Genomic DNA, 13,925 nt, shown 5'->3' with positions numbered 1-13,925 from the left:
TTGTAAAGCTGTGTAACTCGATTAGAATAGCGCCACTTTTGCAATTTTTTATGACTCATGTCTGATTTAAACCACTCTCCCCACCCAAAAGACCAGCTCGATTTGGTCTATGGTCTGAATGACCGTCCAAAACCATTCATCGCTTTTTTAGCAGCTTTTCAGCATTTACTGGCAATTATTGTTTCAATTGTCACACCAGGTCTCTTAATTTGCTTGGCTTTAGGTGTTTCCAAACAAGATACCAACATGATCTTGTCAATGTCTTTGGTCATTTCAGGCATTGCAACCTTTTTACAATGTAAAAAAGTCGGCCCTTTTGGTGCAGGTTTGCTCATTGTGCAAGGCACCAGTTTTAACTTTATTGGCCCAATCATTGGTATTGGCTCTGCTATGGTCGCCGCAGGCACACCTGTTGAATCGGTCATGGCGGCAATTTTTGGCGTGGTCATTGCAGGTTCGTTTATTGAAATGGGCGTATCGCAAATTTTACCGTGGGTCAAAAAGCTGATTACCCCATTGGTCACTGGTATTGTGGTACTTCTCATTGGTTTGACCTTAATTAAAGAAGGTTTAATCAGTATGGGCGGTGGCTACCAAGCCATGAGCAATAATACCTTTGCCAATACCGACAACCTGATTATGTCGTGTACCGTCTTGGCAATTATTATTATTTTGAACCGCATCAATATCACGTGGATTAAAAGCTCTGCCATTTTAATTGCCTTGGTGATTGGTTATGCAATGGCAGGCATGATGGGTCATCTCGACTTTTCAGGTCTGAAAGATGCCCCTCTGGTACAAGTGCCGACTCCGATGCATTTTGGACTGGATTTCTCTTGGAGCTTATTCATTCCATTGGCATTTATTTATTTGGTGACGTCATTAGAAGCCATTGGTGATATTACCGCGACCTCTAAACTCTCCAATCAACCTGTCGATGGTCCACAGTGGATGCAGCGCATTAAAGGCGGTGTATTGGTAAATGGCGCTAACTCATTCTTGGCAGGGATTTTCAACACATTCCCAAGTTCGGTATTTGCCCAAAACAATGGCGTGATTCAACTTACAGGTGTTGCTAGCCGTTATGTCGGTATCTGGATTGCTGCCCTGCTCATCATTTTAGGTTTACTTCCTACAGTCGCGGGTGTGATTCAGGCTGTGCCTCAAGCCGTACTAGGTGGTGCTGTGATGGTGATGTTTGGTGCTGTTGCCGCTTCGGGAATCAATATTCTTTCAGGTGTCGCTTTAGATCGTCGTGCCTTGCTGATTATTGCAATTTCATTGGGCTTAGGTTTAGGTGTTGCACAAGTGCCACAAATTCTGGAACACTTACCTGAATTATTCCGTAATATTTTCAGTTCAGGCGTTGCAACAGGCGGTATTGCAGCACTCATTTTAAATATTGTGCTTCCTGAAACTAAAAAGTAATTGCATGTCCAAAAAACACTGTCTGAGCTGAACTTAGACAGTGTTTTTCTATTGGAGAGAGAACCATGAACCCCCAAAGCGAAGTTTTACTCAGACAATACGACTATTTGTCTGGTCGCGTTCTACTGATCAATGCCCCGACCGATCAACTCCTCGCAGAATTGGGTGACTCAATCCAAGCTTCTGTTTGGACATGGAATTTTAACGACTATCAATACTTTCAAAATCAACAGGCGCAAGTGCATTTTGGTGCAGAATTGCCTGTCGGTGAATTTGATCAGGCTGTTATTTTTGTGCCGAAATCCAAGGAACTGCTCAATTACCTGATTCACACCATTGCCGCACAACTCCCACAAGGCAGCAGCGTATTTTTAGTCGGTGAAAAGAAAGCAGGAATTGAACGGGCTGCAAAGCAATTACAACCTTATGGCAAAACACTCAAACTAGATAGCGCCCGCCACTGCCAACTATGGCAGCTGATTTTAGACTGCAAGGTTCAAACTAAAACCTTAGCAGATTGGGCGAAAAACTATACAGTTGCTACACCTAAAGGTGATTTACAAATTAGTGCCTTGCCGGGTGTATTTAGCCAAAAACACTTGGATGTTGGCACGGCTGTATTATTGCCTTATTTGAATCAGGTTACTGCTGGAAAAATTGCAGATTTTGGCTGTGGCGCGGGTGTGATCAGTGCTTACTTAGCCAAACTTAACCCTGAAAATCGTATTTTTGCTTTAGATGTCGATGCCTTTGCTTTAGCGTCAACGCAAATGACGTTTGAAAAAAATCAGCTCAATCCACAACAACTTGAAATTAAAGCCGTGACAGGCATTGAAGATGCACCGCTATTTTTGCATGCCATCGTGAGTAATCCCCCGTTCCACCAAGGCATTCAAACACATTACGATGCCAGTGAAAATCTGTGTAAAACCTCACGTCGTCATCTGAAATCGGGTGGTGAACTTTGGATTGTGGCCAATCGCTTTTTGAATTATCCACTCTTAATTGAACAAAGTTTCGGTCAATGCACAATCAAGGCAGATCAACAAGGCTTTAAAGTGCTGTTTGCCAGCACACAGAAAAATACAAAGGAAGTAGGATGAGCGACTCACACAACAGTAGAAAACTGCAGCGTAAGCTCGGTGCGCGTCATTTAAACATGATCGCCATTGGTGGCTCAATTGGTACAGGTTTATTTCTTGCTTCAGGTGCGACGATTGCCAATGCAGGTCCTGGTGGCGCCTTGCTTGCGTATGCGCTAATTGGCGTCATGATTTATTTTTTGATGACCAGTCTAGGCGAACTTGCAACGCATAATCCAACTTCCGGCGCGTTCTTTACCTATGGCAGTAAATATGTCGAAGGTGGTTTTGGTTTTGCACTGGGTTGGAACTATTGGTACAACTGGGCCATTACCGTGGCATTTGAATTGGTTGCGGTGCAATTCATCATGAAATTTTGGTTTCCTGATATTCCTGGCTTTTACTGGAGTGCATTATTTTTAGCGGTGGTTTTCGCAATTAACGCATTAACCGTCAAAGGTTTTGGGGAATCTGAGTTTTTCTTCTCACTGGTCAAAGTCCTTGCAATTGTAGTGTTCATCATTATTGGTCTATTCATGATTATCAAAATCATGCTGACTCCAGATGTTGCTACTTTTGCCAATTGGAGCAAAGGCGAAGCTCCATTTGTAGGTGGATTATCCGCCTTAATTGGGGTAGCAATGATTGCAGGATTCTCATTTCAGGGTACAGAAATGGTGGGGGTTGCTGCGGGTGAATCTAAAAATCCGAAGAAAACAATTCCGATTGCAATTAAACAAATCTTCTGGCGTATTTTGTTGTTTTATATCGTGTGTATTTTCATTATTGGTACCTTAATCGCCTATGATGACCCACGTTTACTTCAAGCAGCCGCTACCGATAACATTGCACTCTCTCCGTTTACTTTACTGTATGAACAGGCAGGCTTTGCCTTTGCCGCAAGTTTCATGAATGCAGTAATTTTAACTGCGATTCTTTCTGCTGGTAACTCGGGTATGTATTCATCGACCCGTATGCTATTTGATATGGCACGTAAAGGCAGTGCACCAAAAGCTTTTGCCCGCTTAGATGCTCGTGGCGTCCCAATGAATGCACTGTATGCCACAACAGCAATCGCTGCACTTTGTTTTTTAACAACATTTATTGGCGAAAAACAAGTATTTAACTGGCTTCTGAATATGTCAGGCATGTGTGGCTTTATCGTTTGGCTCGGTATTGCTGTATCACATTATCGTTTCCGTAAAGGCTATTTAGCACAAGGCTACCAACTGCATGATTTAGCCTACCGTGCTAAATTCTTTCCATTTGCCCCGTGGTTTGCCTTTATCCTATGTGCGATTGTGGTCTTAGGTCAAAACTACCAAGCGGTGCTTGATGGTGAATGGCTCGCTGTTTTATCGACTTATATTGGTATTCTTTTGTTCTTGGTCATTTGGTTAGGCTATAAATGGAAACACAAAACCAAACTGATTGCATATCAGGAGATGGATGTGAAACCACTACATCCTGATCATGACTAAAGCAGATCTTCTTCTGTTACACTTCATAAGAATCCAAGATTCTAAAAACAGCCAACATTTGGCTGTTTTTTTTATGGCGTAAATTTAAGACAAATTTTATTTTTAAAGCACTTTCATTATTGATAATACGGCGAGAGATCACATCACAAACTGCTCAATGTTGATTTTCATAATCGCTAATCAACTACTTGATTGACTGATATACATCAGGTCTATGTATCTTGTCTGAAAAGTTTAATCTGGGACGACGCTTATGAATTTTTTAAATGAATTGTCAATAAACTCGCCATAAAAATTTGACTTAGTTTAGGATTCAACAAACCAAAATATTAAGTACTATCAGCCCCTACTCTATTTACCCATTATTCTGCGAGACCATACTTTTACAGTATTTTTTAAAGCGCATTGAATGTGGATCATTTCAGACACTCTCTGATCCATACATTCCATAAAAAATAAGCATAAAAAAACGACTCCGAAGAGTCGTTTTTTTCAACTTAACTCAAATTATTGAGCTTGTTGTTCAACAGTCACTGTACGGCTGCCAGTGATCGTCGCGAATACACGACGGTTCATAGCACGACCTTCTTTAGTGTTGTTGTCAGCAATCGGTTGATCCCAAGCGAAACCTTGAGTAGACAAACGAGCTGGATCTACATTGTATTCATTTACAAGTGAAGATTTAACAGAGTTCGCACGCGCTAAAGATAAACGTTCGTTCAATGCACGTGGACCAGTGTTGTCAGTGTGACCTTCGATGCGAGCAGTAGCATTTGGATATTCAACTAACTTCTCAGCAACTTTAGCGATTTCTGGCTTGTACTGATCTTTGATGTTTGATTTGTTAGTATCAAAGAACACACGAAGTTCCATGTTCAAGTCTTCAGTCAACTCTTGTGGAGCTGGTTGAACTGGAGCAACTGTTTCAACTGGAGCAACTTCTACTACAGGAGCAGCTGGCTTCAAGTGACCACCAAGAACAACGTTAAGACCAGCTAAAGCTGTGTAGTTCCAGAATTTTTCGTCAAAATTATGTGTAGCACGCGCTTCTGTACGTAGAGACAAAGCATCGTTTAAGCGCCAGAAAGCACCTAAACCTACATTACCTAAAGTACCTTCGTCATCAGGAAGATCAGACACATCACCTGAATAATCGTATTTATAATGACCAGCGCCTAAAAGTACATAGGGTTTGATTTTGCTGTCATAATTTTTCGTGATCAAATCAGAGGTAACATAGAAGTTACCATTGATTTGTGTTTGTTTATATTCGCCAGCAGTTTCAGCTACGCCAACGTCTTTGTAGTCAACATCACCTTTCACTTGGTTATATTCAACTTCAAAACCTAACCATGGAGTTAATTCAACACCAAGTGCAGCACCAACAAATAGATCATCTTGAATTGAAAGCGATTCCGCACCTTCGCTCCATAATAGACGATTGTCGCTATCAAATGTACTGTTATTATGACCAGTATCTTGGAATGTGTAACCAAGCATTAATGGGGTAACAGTTACGCCCGCGTTTGCAGCAGCTAAAGGAGCAGCTACGAGCATTGCTAATGCAATACGACTCATTTTCATGGATTTATCCTCCAGAGATAACAATTGTTGTTCAAGCTCAAGCCTAAATTTTCGACTACCCTGAGATAGGCTTTCTTATACCCCAGTATTATTTTTAAGCTAGTCACTTTGAATCATACAAACACTTTATTACTTTTCCAAGTGCTTGATAATTTTAATCAAGTAAATTATTGACAAAATTACTTACAATTTCCGTTGTAATTCGGTAACTTTCTACTCAATTTTTTATTGTGAATAGCTTATCTTTCTTGCGCTTTATTTTAACAGCTTTATCGAAAGTTGTTTAATATTTATTATACAGCAGATAAAGCACTATAAAACAACAAATTACTCAAATTAATCATAAAAAAACATAACAATAACAGGTATAGACTTATGTCGAATATAAGCAAAAACGGCTTCACGCTGTTTGAATTGATCGTCACGTTAGCGATTAGTGCGATTTTAATCATGGTTGCCCTGCCCTATTTTCATCAGCTGATGGCACAACAAGAACTCAAGCGAATTCAGTATTCATTACAGTCCAGCCTGAAAATAGCACGCTCCCATGCCTTCACCCATCATAGTAATGTTGTGATCTGTCCAACACATGACTTTAGCCAATGCAGTAAGCAAAACTGGAATACGGGTTTTATGATTTTTATTGATCGAAATAAAAATCGTCAGATAGACAACAATGAATACATTCTTTATACAGAAAAAACTGCACTTAAATACGGTACCTTGGATTGGCGTGGCACTTTAAACATACCCAGTGTAACTTTTAATGCACAACAAGGTTTGCCGATCGGCTCGAATGGTAGTTTCTTTTACTGCTCTACTCACGTCGCGAGCAAACGACTGGTGCTTAGTAAAATGGGGCAAACTCGAGCTGAAGACATCAATGGATGTTAACTGAGCAGTCTAAATGATCTTTATATTGTCACTTTATTCTCATCTTTTTTTGCCTATACTGCTGAAGTGATCTATTCCTGCTTGGAATTAAATCTAGACAAAAGCACATATAAAAAACTGGGAGAATAAAATGACGGATATCGTTATTGTAAATGGTGCACGCACTGCAATGGGTGGCTTTCAAGGCAGTTTAGCCAATGTGACTGCACCAGAATTAGGTGCGGCAAGTATCCAAGCGGCCATTCAACGTGCGGGGGTACAAGCAACAGAAATCGATGAAGTCATTATGGGCTGCGTCCTGCCTGCAGGCTTAAAGCAAGGCCCTGCTCGTCAAGCTATGCGTCAAGCAGGCTTACCAGATTCTACAGGTGCGGTCACCATCAACAAACTCTGTGGTTCTGGTATGAAAGCTGTCATGCAAGCAGCCGATGTAATCAAAGCAGGTTCTGCCTCAATCATTGTCGCTGGTGGTATGGAGTCAATGAGTAATGCACCTTATGTACTGACCAAAGCACGTGCTGGGTACCGTATGGGACATGGTGATGTGAAAGACCACATGTTCTTAGACGGCCTTGAAGATGCTGAAACAGGTCGTTTAATGGGTTCATTCGCACAAGATATGGCCAATAGCAAAGGTTACACACGCCAACAAATGGATGACTTTGCGATTCGCTCACTCAAACGTGCACAAACTGCAGTCAATGAAGGCTATTTCGCTGATGAAATCGTCCCTGTGACAGTTACAACTCGTAAAGGCGATGTCATTGTAGATAAAGATGAACAACCTTTTAATGCCAATATTGAAAAAATCCCAACCCTTCGTCCAGCTTTTGCCAAAGATGGCACGATTACCGCAGCCAATGCCAGCTCAATTTCAGATGGTGCTTCAGCCTTAGTCCTAACGTCTGCAGAAAATGCAGCAAATAAAGGTTTACAACCATTAGCAAAAATTGTGGCTTATGCCACCAATTCACAACACCCATCTGAGTTCACCATCGCCCCTGTTGCTGCAATTCAAAAAGTATTGGATAAAGCGGGTTGGCAAGTTGCAGATGTAGATTTATGGGAAATCAATGAAGCTTTTGCTATGGTCACCATGTGCCCAATAGATGAGTTCAAGCTTGATCCTGAAAAAGTGAATATCAACGGTGGTGCCTGCGCGCTTGGGCATCCTGTGGGTTCTACAGGTTCACGTATTATTCTGACTTTAATTCATGCGCTTAAACGCACAGGTGGCAAGCGTGGTGTGGCCGCTCTCTGTATTGGTGGTGGTGAGGCAACCGCTGTTGCGATTGAATTGCTTTAATGCCGTGAAGCCCTATTTGTAAAACGGAATTAGGGCAGATGGGATACAGTCATTCCCTAACTCCTCTTTAATTCAAAAAGCAAAAAGACGAATCAATGATTCGTCTTTTTGCTTATAGCCTTAATAAAGTCTTAGAGCAATTCTGCACGCAACTGTTCAGGCGATTTCATTGACAATAAACCTGGCGCAACATCGTAAGCAGTTTTTGCACCATATTGCTGCATTTGGTTTAAACGATAGCAAGCACGTGCATAAGCCACCAAAATACTCGCGGTAAACTCAGGATTGCTGTCTAACTTCAATGAGAATTCAAGCACTTGTTTTTGTTCATCGCTGGTATTACCACTGCGAATGACAAAACCACCATGTGGCATGCGTTGGTGATCTTTGGCTAAAGTCGCTTCATCAATGAAATTTACGGTTGTGTTGTAGTCAGCGAAATAATCTGGCATGGTCACAATCGCTTGCTCTACCGCAGCAGCATCGGCACCTTCTGCAAGTACGACATAACATTCACGAGTATGTTTATCTTTGGTGCTTAATACAGGACGCGCACCGCTACGCACTTGTTCAATGGCATCATTCGATGGAATGGTATATTGCACACCTGCTTTTACACCATCAACACGACGAATGGCATCTGAGTGACCCTGACTTAAACCTTTACCCCAAAAAGTATAGGTTTCACCATCAGGTAACAACGCTTCACCAAATAAACGATTAATCGAGAACATGCCTGGATCCCAACCAATTGAGATGAGTGCAGTTTTCTTGTTCGCTGTCGCAGGTGCATCTACAGATGCATAATATTCAGGAATACGTGCATGCGTATCGAAACTATCGACAATATTAAATTGGCTCGCCAGTACTGGACCTTGTTGTGGCAAGTCGTCTTTTGAACCACCACATAAAATCAGCACATCAATTTTGTCTTGAAAATCTGACAATGAATCCATGTGAAACACTGCTGTTTCAGCAAAACATGGTGAAACGCTTTCAGGCGCACGACGGGTAAAAATACCCACCAATTGTAAATCTGGGTTTTTATGAATCGCCGTTTCAACACCACGACCTAAGTTGCCATAACCAGCAATACCAATACGGATAGAATTTTGCATAAAGACAAATCACTTCATCATGAAAAAATTGAAAAATAAATCAGAGGATAATCACATCAAATTATCGTCTTGATTGATTTTTGATAATGTAAAAATAACGCTTACATAAGACTGCGATGCTACATCAGCGTGCTTATACTACAGCACTTTGCACCAAATTAAAGCATGAAGAATAACGGAAAAACAATCCGTACTCTAAATTTCAAACAAACAAAAAGCCTGCAATGCAGGCTTTTTGTTGCAACAGAATCAATACTGTTTTCAGGTCTAATACTTGAGTATTTAAACTTAAGCACCAGTCTGATAATTCGGTTTTGGTACAGCAGTCGATGCTTGATAAGGATGGGTAAAGTCCGCCAAACCTGCTGCAGCTTCTTGCACATCTTTACCTTCTTTAATCACGAAAGTATCGAAACCTGCACGCTTCATATAATTTAAGACGTCTTTAAAGACATCACCGACTGCGCGAAGTTCGCCCTGAAAGCCTTGACGGCGTAACAATGCCGCAAAAGAATAACCACGACCATCGTTAAAACCTGCGAATTCAATAAAAATCGCATCCAGTTCTGCCAATGGAAATTCATGGTTTTCAGGAGAAGCATCTACCGTTAGATATAAGGCTTTTTTACCTGTAATTTGTGCCAACTGATCAAGCTGTTCAACGCTGAGTACCACATCACCTTGCGGTAATGCTGCATCTTCAGCAATCACTTGATAAGTATTGTCTGCAATCGTGCCATCTTTCGCGAGCACAGGGAGTGCAGTATTAAGCATAAGCGCGCTCCTTAAATGGTTGAATGCCGACACGGCGATAAGTGTCAATGAAATCTTCACCTTCACTACGCAAATCTAAGTAGGTATTTAAAATTTCTTCCACCACATCAGGAATCACTTCAGCAGCAAAAGATGGCCCTAAAATATCACCAATTGACGCATCATGGTCTGCATGCCCGCCCAAAGTGATTTGGTAGAATTCCGCGCCTTTTTTATCGACACCTAAAATCCCGATATTACCAACGTGGTGATGACCACAAGCGTTCATACAACCTGAAATATTTAAATCCAGTTTGCCAAGATTATAAATGGTATCCAAATCATCAAAACGGCGTGAAATGGCTTCTGAAATTGGAATAGATTTGGCATTGGCAAGTGAACAGAAATCACCACCCGGACAGCAAATAATATCGGTAATAAAGCCAATATGCGCGCGCGCCAAGTTATTGGGATCGAGCACTTGCCACAATGCAAACAGGTCTTTTTGTGGCACATCTACCAAAGCAATATTTTGCTCATGCGTGGTACGCAACTCACCAAAGGTATATTGATCGGCTAAATCTGCAATCAGATTCATTTCTTCTGTCGTCATGTCACCCGGTGCAACACCTGCACGTTTCAATGAAATGGTGACAATACGATAGCCTTGTACTTTGTGCGCATTGGTGTTGATGTTGAACCATTGCTTGAATTTTGGATACTGCGCAAACAGCTCGCTAAAATCTTCATCGGCATAGTTTTGATAAGCAAATGGCGTGAAGTTTTCATCCATTTTTTGCAAAGTTTCTGCATCAATTTTTAAGGTTTTAACCGTATGTGCAAATTCAGCTTCAACTTTTTCTGCAAATACTGCTGGCGTTAAAGCTTTTACCAAAATTTTGATACGTGCTTTATATTTGTTGTCGCGACGACCATGCAAGTTATAGACACGTAAAATAGCTTCTAAGTAAGCAATCAAATCTTCACGTGGCAAGAACTCACGAATAAAGCTACCGATAATTGGAGTACGACCTAAGCCGCCACCAACTTTAATTTTATAGCCAATTTCGCCTGCTTCATTTTTAACAATATAGACGCCTATGTCATGAAATGCAGTCGCAGCACGGTCAATTTCTTCCAGTGCAGACACCGCAATTTTGAATTTACGTGGCAAGAAGGCAAATTCAGGGTGGAAAGTCGACCACTGACGAATTAATTCACAGGTTGGACGTGGGTCAGCAATTTCGCCCGCCACGACACCTGCATACTGGTCTGTGGTGGTATTACGAATACAGTTACCCGAAGTCTGAATTGCGTGCATTTGTACGGTTGCAAGCTCTGCCAGCATGTCAGGCACATTTTCCAGTGCAGGCCAGTTAAACTGAATATTTTGACGTGTTGATACGTGCGCATAGCCACGGTCATAGTCTTTGGCAAGCTGCGCAACTTTACGCAATTGCTTAGAGTTCATCAGACCGTAAGGCACCGCAATACGCAACATTGGCGCATAGCGTTGTACATACAAACCATTTTGCAGACGCAATGGACGATATTCATCCTCAGTCAATTTGCCTGCTAAATAACGTTCCGTTTGGTCGCGGAACTGTGCAACACGTTCATTAATCAGTTGCTGATCGAAATCAGTATATAAATACATGGCGTACAGCTAGTCATTTCTATTATCACGGCTGACAGCATAGCGAGATTCAATCTATCAACAAAATGTGTTTTTTACATATTTCTTAGCGGTTTTATTGATAAGCCATTGCAACATCACAGCCTGTAAGCCTTTGCCAAAATTTACAGGCTTTTTATAGAGCTATCACAAAATAGTGCATGCTTTAGCACTTTTTCTGCTATAGCATCTGTTCGAACTTTTATTGATTACCTGTGGTTATGACTTGGCTTTATCTTCATCCTGATTTTTAGTCTGAGATGACCACTGCCCTGCGCCCAAAGCCTGCCCGATATAATCGTAACGCATTTGAGAACGTGAAAATTTAATTGGACACGCCAACTGAGTTTCAGTTTTTTCGGCATTCTGCTGAATAGGAACTTCTACTGTCCAACCGCGTTGCTGTGCCAAAGGTGAATGTAAGGCTTCATCTAAAGTGAATACAGGTTCAACGCAGACATCATATTGCGCGAATACCTGCTGCCATGTGGCAAAACTTTGTGTTTTAATTTTATCTTGAATAGCGTGTTTGACTTGCAAGCGCTCTTGCGGATCTAAAGATGCCCCTTTTTCCAAAAGTATCGGTAAGTTTAAAATCTGTGCCAAACCCTGCATAAACTGCGGCTCTAAACTACCGACTGAAAGATAACGGCCATCTGCTGTTTCATAATAGTCATAATAGGTGCCACCATTTAAGTAAGATTGCTCAGCATATTGAGGAACCTGTGCCGCCAAAACTGCTGAAGCGGCCATATTGTTTAAAGTCGCAGCGCAATCGGTCATCGAAATATCAATATACTGCCCTAAACCACTGCGCTGACGTTCTATCACTGCACTTAAAATCGCCACCAAAGCATGCAATGATCCACCTGCTACATCGGCCACTTGAATCCCGAGCGGTGGCGGCCCACCCGCTTGCCGTCCACTATGCCCCGCAATGCCAGACAAGGCTAAATAGTTGATGTCATGTCCTGCCCGTTGTTGATAATCACCTGTTTGCCCATAGCCCGTGATGGAACAATAGATCAGTCTTGGATTAATTTTTGCCAAGCTGGCATAGTCCAGCCCTAAACGCTGCATCACGCCTGGTCTAAACTGTTCCAATACAATATCAAATTCGGCAATTTTCTCGTGAATGAGTTGAATACCTTCGAGGGATTTTAAATCCAAAGTAATTGACTGTTTATTCCGATTCAAATAACTATGCGAAGTCGCCTGTCCATTGGCATAGGGCGGAAATAAACGAATTAAGTCAGGACGGGTTGCCGATTCAATATGAATCACCTCTGCACCCATATCTGCCAAATACAAACTGGCAAAAGGGCCGGGCAATAAGGTGGAAAAATCTAAAACTTTTAAACCGCTCAGTGCATGTGTCATTATGATGATTACTCTATTTTTACTGAATTTCCGTTCATCTTATAAACAGCAAAACTGTAACACAATGTCATGTTCAGCCATTTACCTTGATCATTTCGGCAATTTATTATGTAAAATAAGTAAAATTGGTATTGTAAATTGCCAATTTCAATTTTTTAGCGTCATTTAGGTCAAGCTTACGTGAATACAAAAGAGACTGAAGGATTTAACATGAGCAGAGATACCATTAGTATCCATTTTGTAAATGCAGCGCTCACGGGTGTTAAGCGACTCGGCATGGATGTCGAAACCTTATTATCTCATGTCGGTATTGAGGCAGAACTTCTGCGCCAACCGAAAGCACGTATTTCACCTGAACAATATACTCGCTTTATTAAAATGTTGTGGATGGTGACCCAAGACGAACACGTCGGTTTTGATTCTCAGCCACGTCGTTTGGGTACATTCGCGATCATGTGTCAATTGGTGATACACGCAAAAACATTGGGCGATGCCTTAGAACTTTCTTCGCAATTCTACAAACTGTTTGGTGATGATTGGTCGGTTACCTTAGAACGTGATAAACACGAAGCGCGTTTGGTGCCATCTATTCCACAAGCCATGGATCCTGATCACTTTATTACTGAAAGTATGTTGATGATTTGGCACGGCTTGGCCTCTTGGCTGATTGAACGTCGCCTGCCTTTAGAGCGTGTGCATTTTGGCTATCCTCGTCCTGCACATGCAGATGAATACGATGCGCTGTTCTTTGCGCCTGTCATGCAATTTGACATGCCACGCACCGAAATTACCTTTGCTGCCGACTACTTGGATTTACCAATTCGTCAAACCCAAGAAACCTTAGACGAATTCTTAAAAACCGCGCCTGCGCAATTGTTGGTGAAATTCAAAAACACCAATTCTTTAACTTCGCGTATTCGTGACGTGTTAAAGAGCCAAATTGGCGAAGAAATGCCAACCTTGAACGATGTTGCATCCATGCTGTACCTATCGCCACAAACCTTGCGTCGTCGTTTGGCTGCAGAAGGTAAAAGCTATCAAGGGGTAAAAGATGCATTACGCCGTGATGCCGCGATTCACCTATTGCTGAATCCTGAACTTACTCTTGAAGATGTGGCACAACAAGTTGGCTTTAGCGAAACCAGTACTTTCCACCGTGCTTTCAAAAAGTGGACTGGCGTCACACCTGGTTTATACCGTCAGTTGCATGGTTATCATTAATTT

General features: G+C 41.7%; 11 protein-coding genes. 6 read left to right on the top strand and 5 right to left on the bottom strand.

Annotated elements, in window-relative coordinates; genetic code table 11:
- Nucleotides 1-57 precede the first annotated feature (57 nt).
- The 3 genes from C3Y93_RS12630 to C3Y93_RS12620 all read left to right on the top strand — a co-directional run bounded on the left by C3Y93_RS12630 (nt 58) and on the right by C3Y93_RS12620 (nt 3,991).
- On the top strand, nt 58-1,428 hold the full coding sequence (locus C3Y93_RS12630) for a uracil-xanthine permease family protein (protein WP_104853090.1): 1,371 nt from the start codon (nt 58-60) through the stop codon (nt 1,426-1,428).
- Nucleotides 1,429-1,493: 65 nt separating this feature from the next.
- Nucleotides 1,494-2,531, top strand: coding sequence for a methyltransferase (locus C3Y93_RS12625; RefSeq protein WP_104853089.1), 1,038 nt, complete (start codon nt 1,494-1,496; stop codon nt 2,529-2,531).
- Nucleotides 2,528-3,991 carry an amino acid permease gene (locus C3Y93_RS12620; RefSeq protein ID WP_104853088.1) on the top strand — a complete coding sequence of 488 codons (1,464 nt, stop codon included), beginning with the start codon at nt 2,528-2,530 and terminating at the stop codon, nt 3,989-3,991. The genes C3Y93_RS12625 and C3Y93_RS12620 overlap by 4 nt, the downstream gene beginning before the upstream one ends.
- Before the next feature lie 507 nt (nt 3,992-4,498).
- Here C3Y93_RS12620 and omp38 read toward each other — a convergent pair.
- Nucleotides 4,499-5,575: an outer membrane protein Omp38 gene (gene omp38 / locus C3Y93_RS12615; RefSeq protein ID WP_104853087.1), complete on the bottom strand. Its 1,077-nt coding sequence runs from the start codon at nt 5,573-5,575 to the stop codon at nt 4,499-4,501.
- A gap of 375 nt (nt 5,576-5,950) precedes the next feature.
- Between omp38 and C3Y93_RS12610 the strand changes: the two genes are divergently transcribed.
- Together C3Y93_RS12610 and C3Y93_RS12605 are read left to right on the top strand one after the other, a co-directional pair.
- On the top strand, nt 5,951-6,469 hold the full coding sequence (locus C3Y93_RS12610) for a GspH/FimT family pseudopilin (protein WP_104853086.1): 519 nt from the start codon (nt 5,951-5,953) through the stop codon (nt 6,467-6,469).
- A 130-nt stretch (nt 6,470-6,599) separates the two neighbouring features.
- Nucleotides 6,600-7,775: a thiolase family protein gene (locus tag C3Y93_RS12605; RefSeq protein WP_104853085.1), complete on the top strand. Its 1,176-nt coding sequence runs from the start codon at nt 6,600-6,602 to the stop codon at nt 7,773-7,775.
- Between the two features lie 131 nt (nt 7,776-7,906).
- Here C3Y93_RS12605 and C3Y93_RS12600 read toward each other — a convergent pair whose 3' ends face one another.
- The 4 genes from C3Y93_RS12600 to C3Y93_RS12585 form a co-directional block, all read right to left on the bottom strand.
- Entirely contained in the window at nt 7,907-8,893 is a 987-nt protein-coding gene (locus tag C3Y93_RS12600; protein ID WP_004972441.1) for a diaminopimelate dehydrogenase, read from the bottom strand.
- 288 nt (nt 8,894-9,181) lie between these two features.
- Nucleotides 9,182-9,667: a DUF934 domain-containing protein gene (locus tag C3Y93_RS12595; protein ID WP_104853084.1), complete on the bottom strand. Its 486-nt coding sequence runs from the start codon at nt 9,665-9,667 to the stop codon at nt 9,182-9,184.
- Nucleotides 9,660-11,303, bottom strand: coding sequence for a nitrite/sulfite reductase (locus C3Y93_RS12590; RefSeq protein ID WP_104853083.1), 1,644 nt, complete (start codon nt 11,301-11,303; stop codon nt 9,660-9,662). Before C3Y93_RS12590 ends, C3Y93_RS12595 begins: the two co-directional genes overlap by 8 nt.
- Before the next feature lie 237 nt (nt 11,304-11,540).
- Complete coding sequence (locus tag C3Y93_RS12585; protein ID WP_104853082.1) at nt 11,541-12,701, bottom strand: CaiB/BaiF CoA transferase family protein; 1,161 nt, start codon at nt 12,699-12,701, stop codon at nt 11,541-11,543.
- A gap of 210 nt (nt 12,702-12,911) precedes the next feature.
- Here C3Y93_RS12585 and C3Y93_RS12580 point away from each other — a divergent pair, with 210 nt between their 5' ends.
- Nucleotides 12,912-13,922 carry an AraC family transcriptional regulator gene (locus C3Y93_RS12580; protein WP_004972448.1) on the top strand — a complete coding sequence of 337 codons (1,011 nt, stop codon included), beginning with the start codon at nt 12,912-12,914 and terminating at the stop codon, nt 13,920-13,922.
- Nucleotides 13,923-13,925: the final 3 nt, after the last annotated feature.

This window comes from Acinetobacter sp. SWBY1 (assembly GCF_002946595.1).
GTDB classification, from domain to species: Bacteria; Pseudomonadota; Gammaproteobacteria; order Pseudomonadales; family Moraxellaceae; genus Acinetobacter; species Acinetobacter towneri.
Note: the sequence above shows the minus strand (reverse complement) of the source record. Positions and strands in the feature narration are given on the sequence as shown.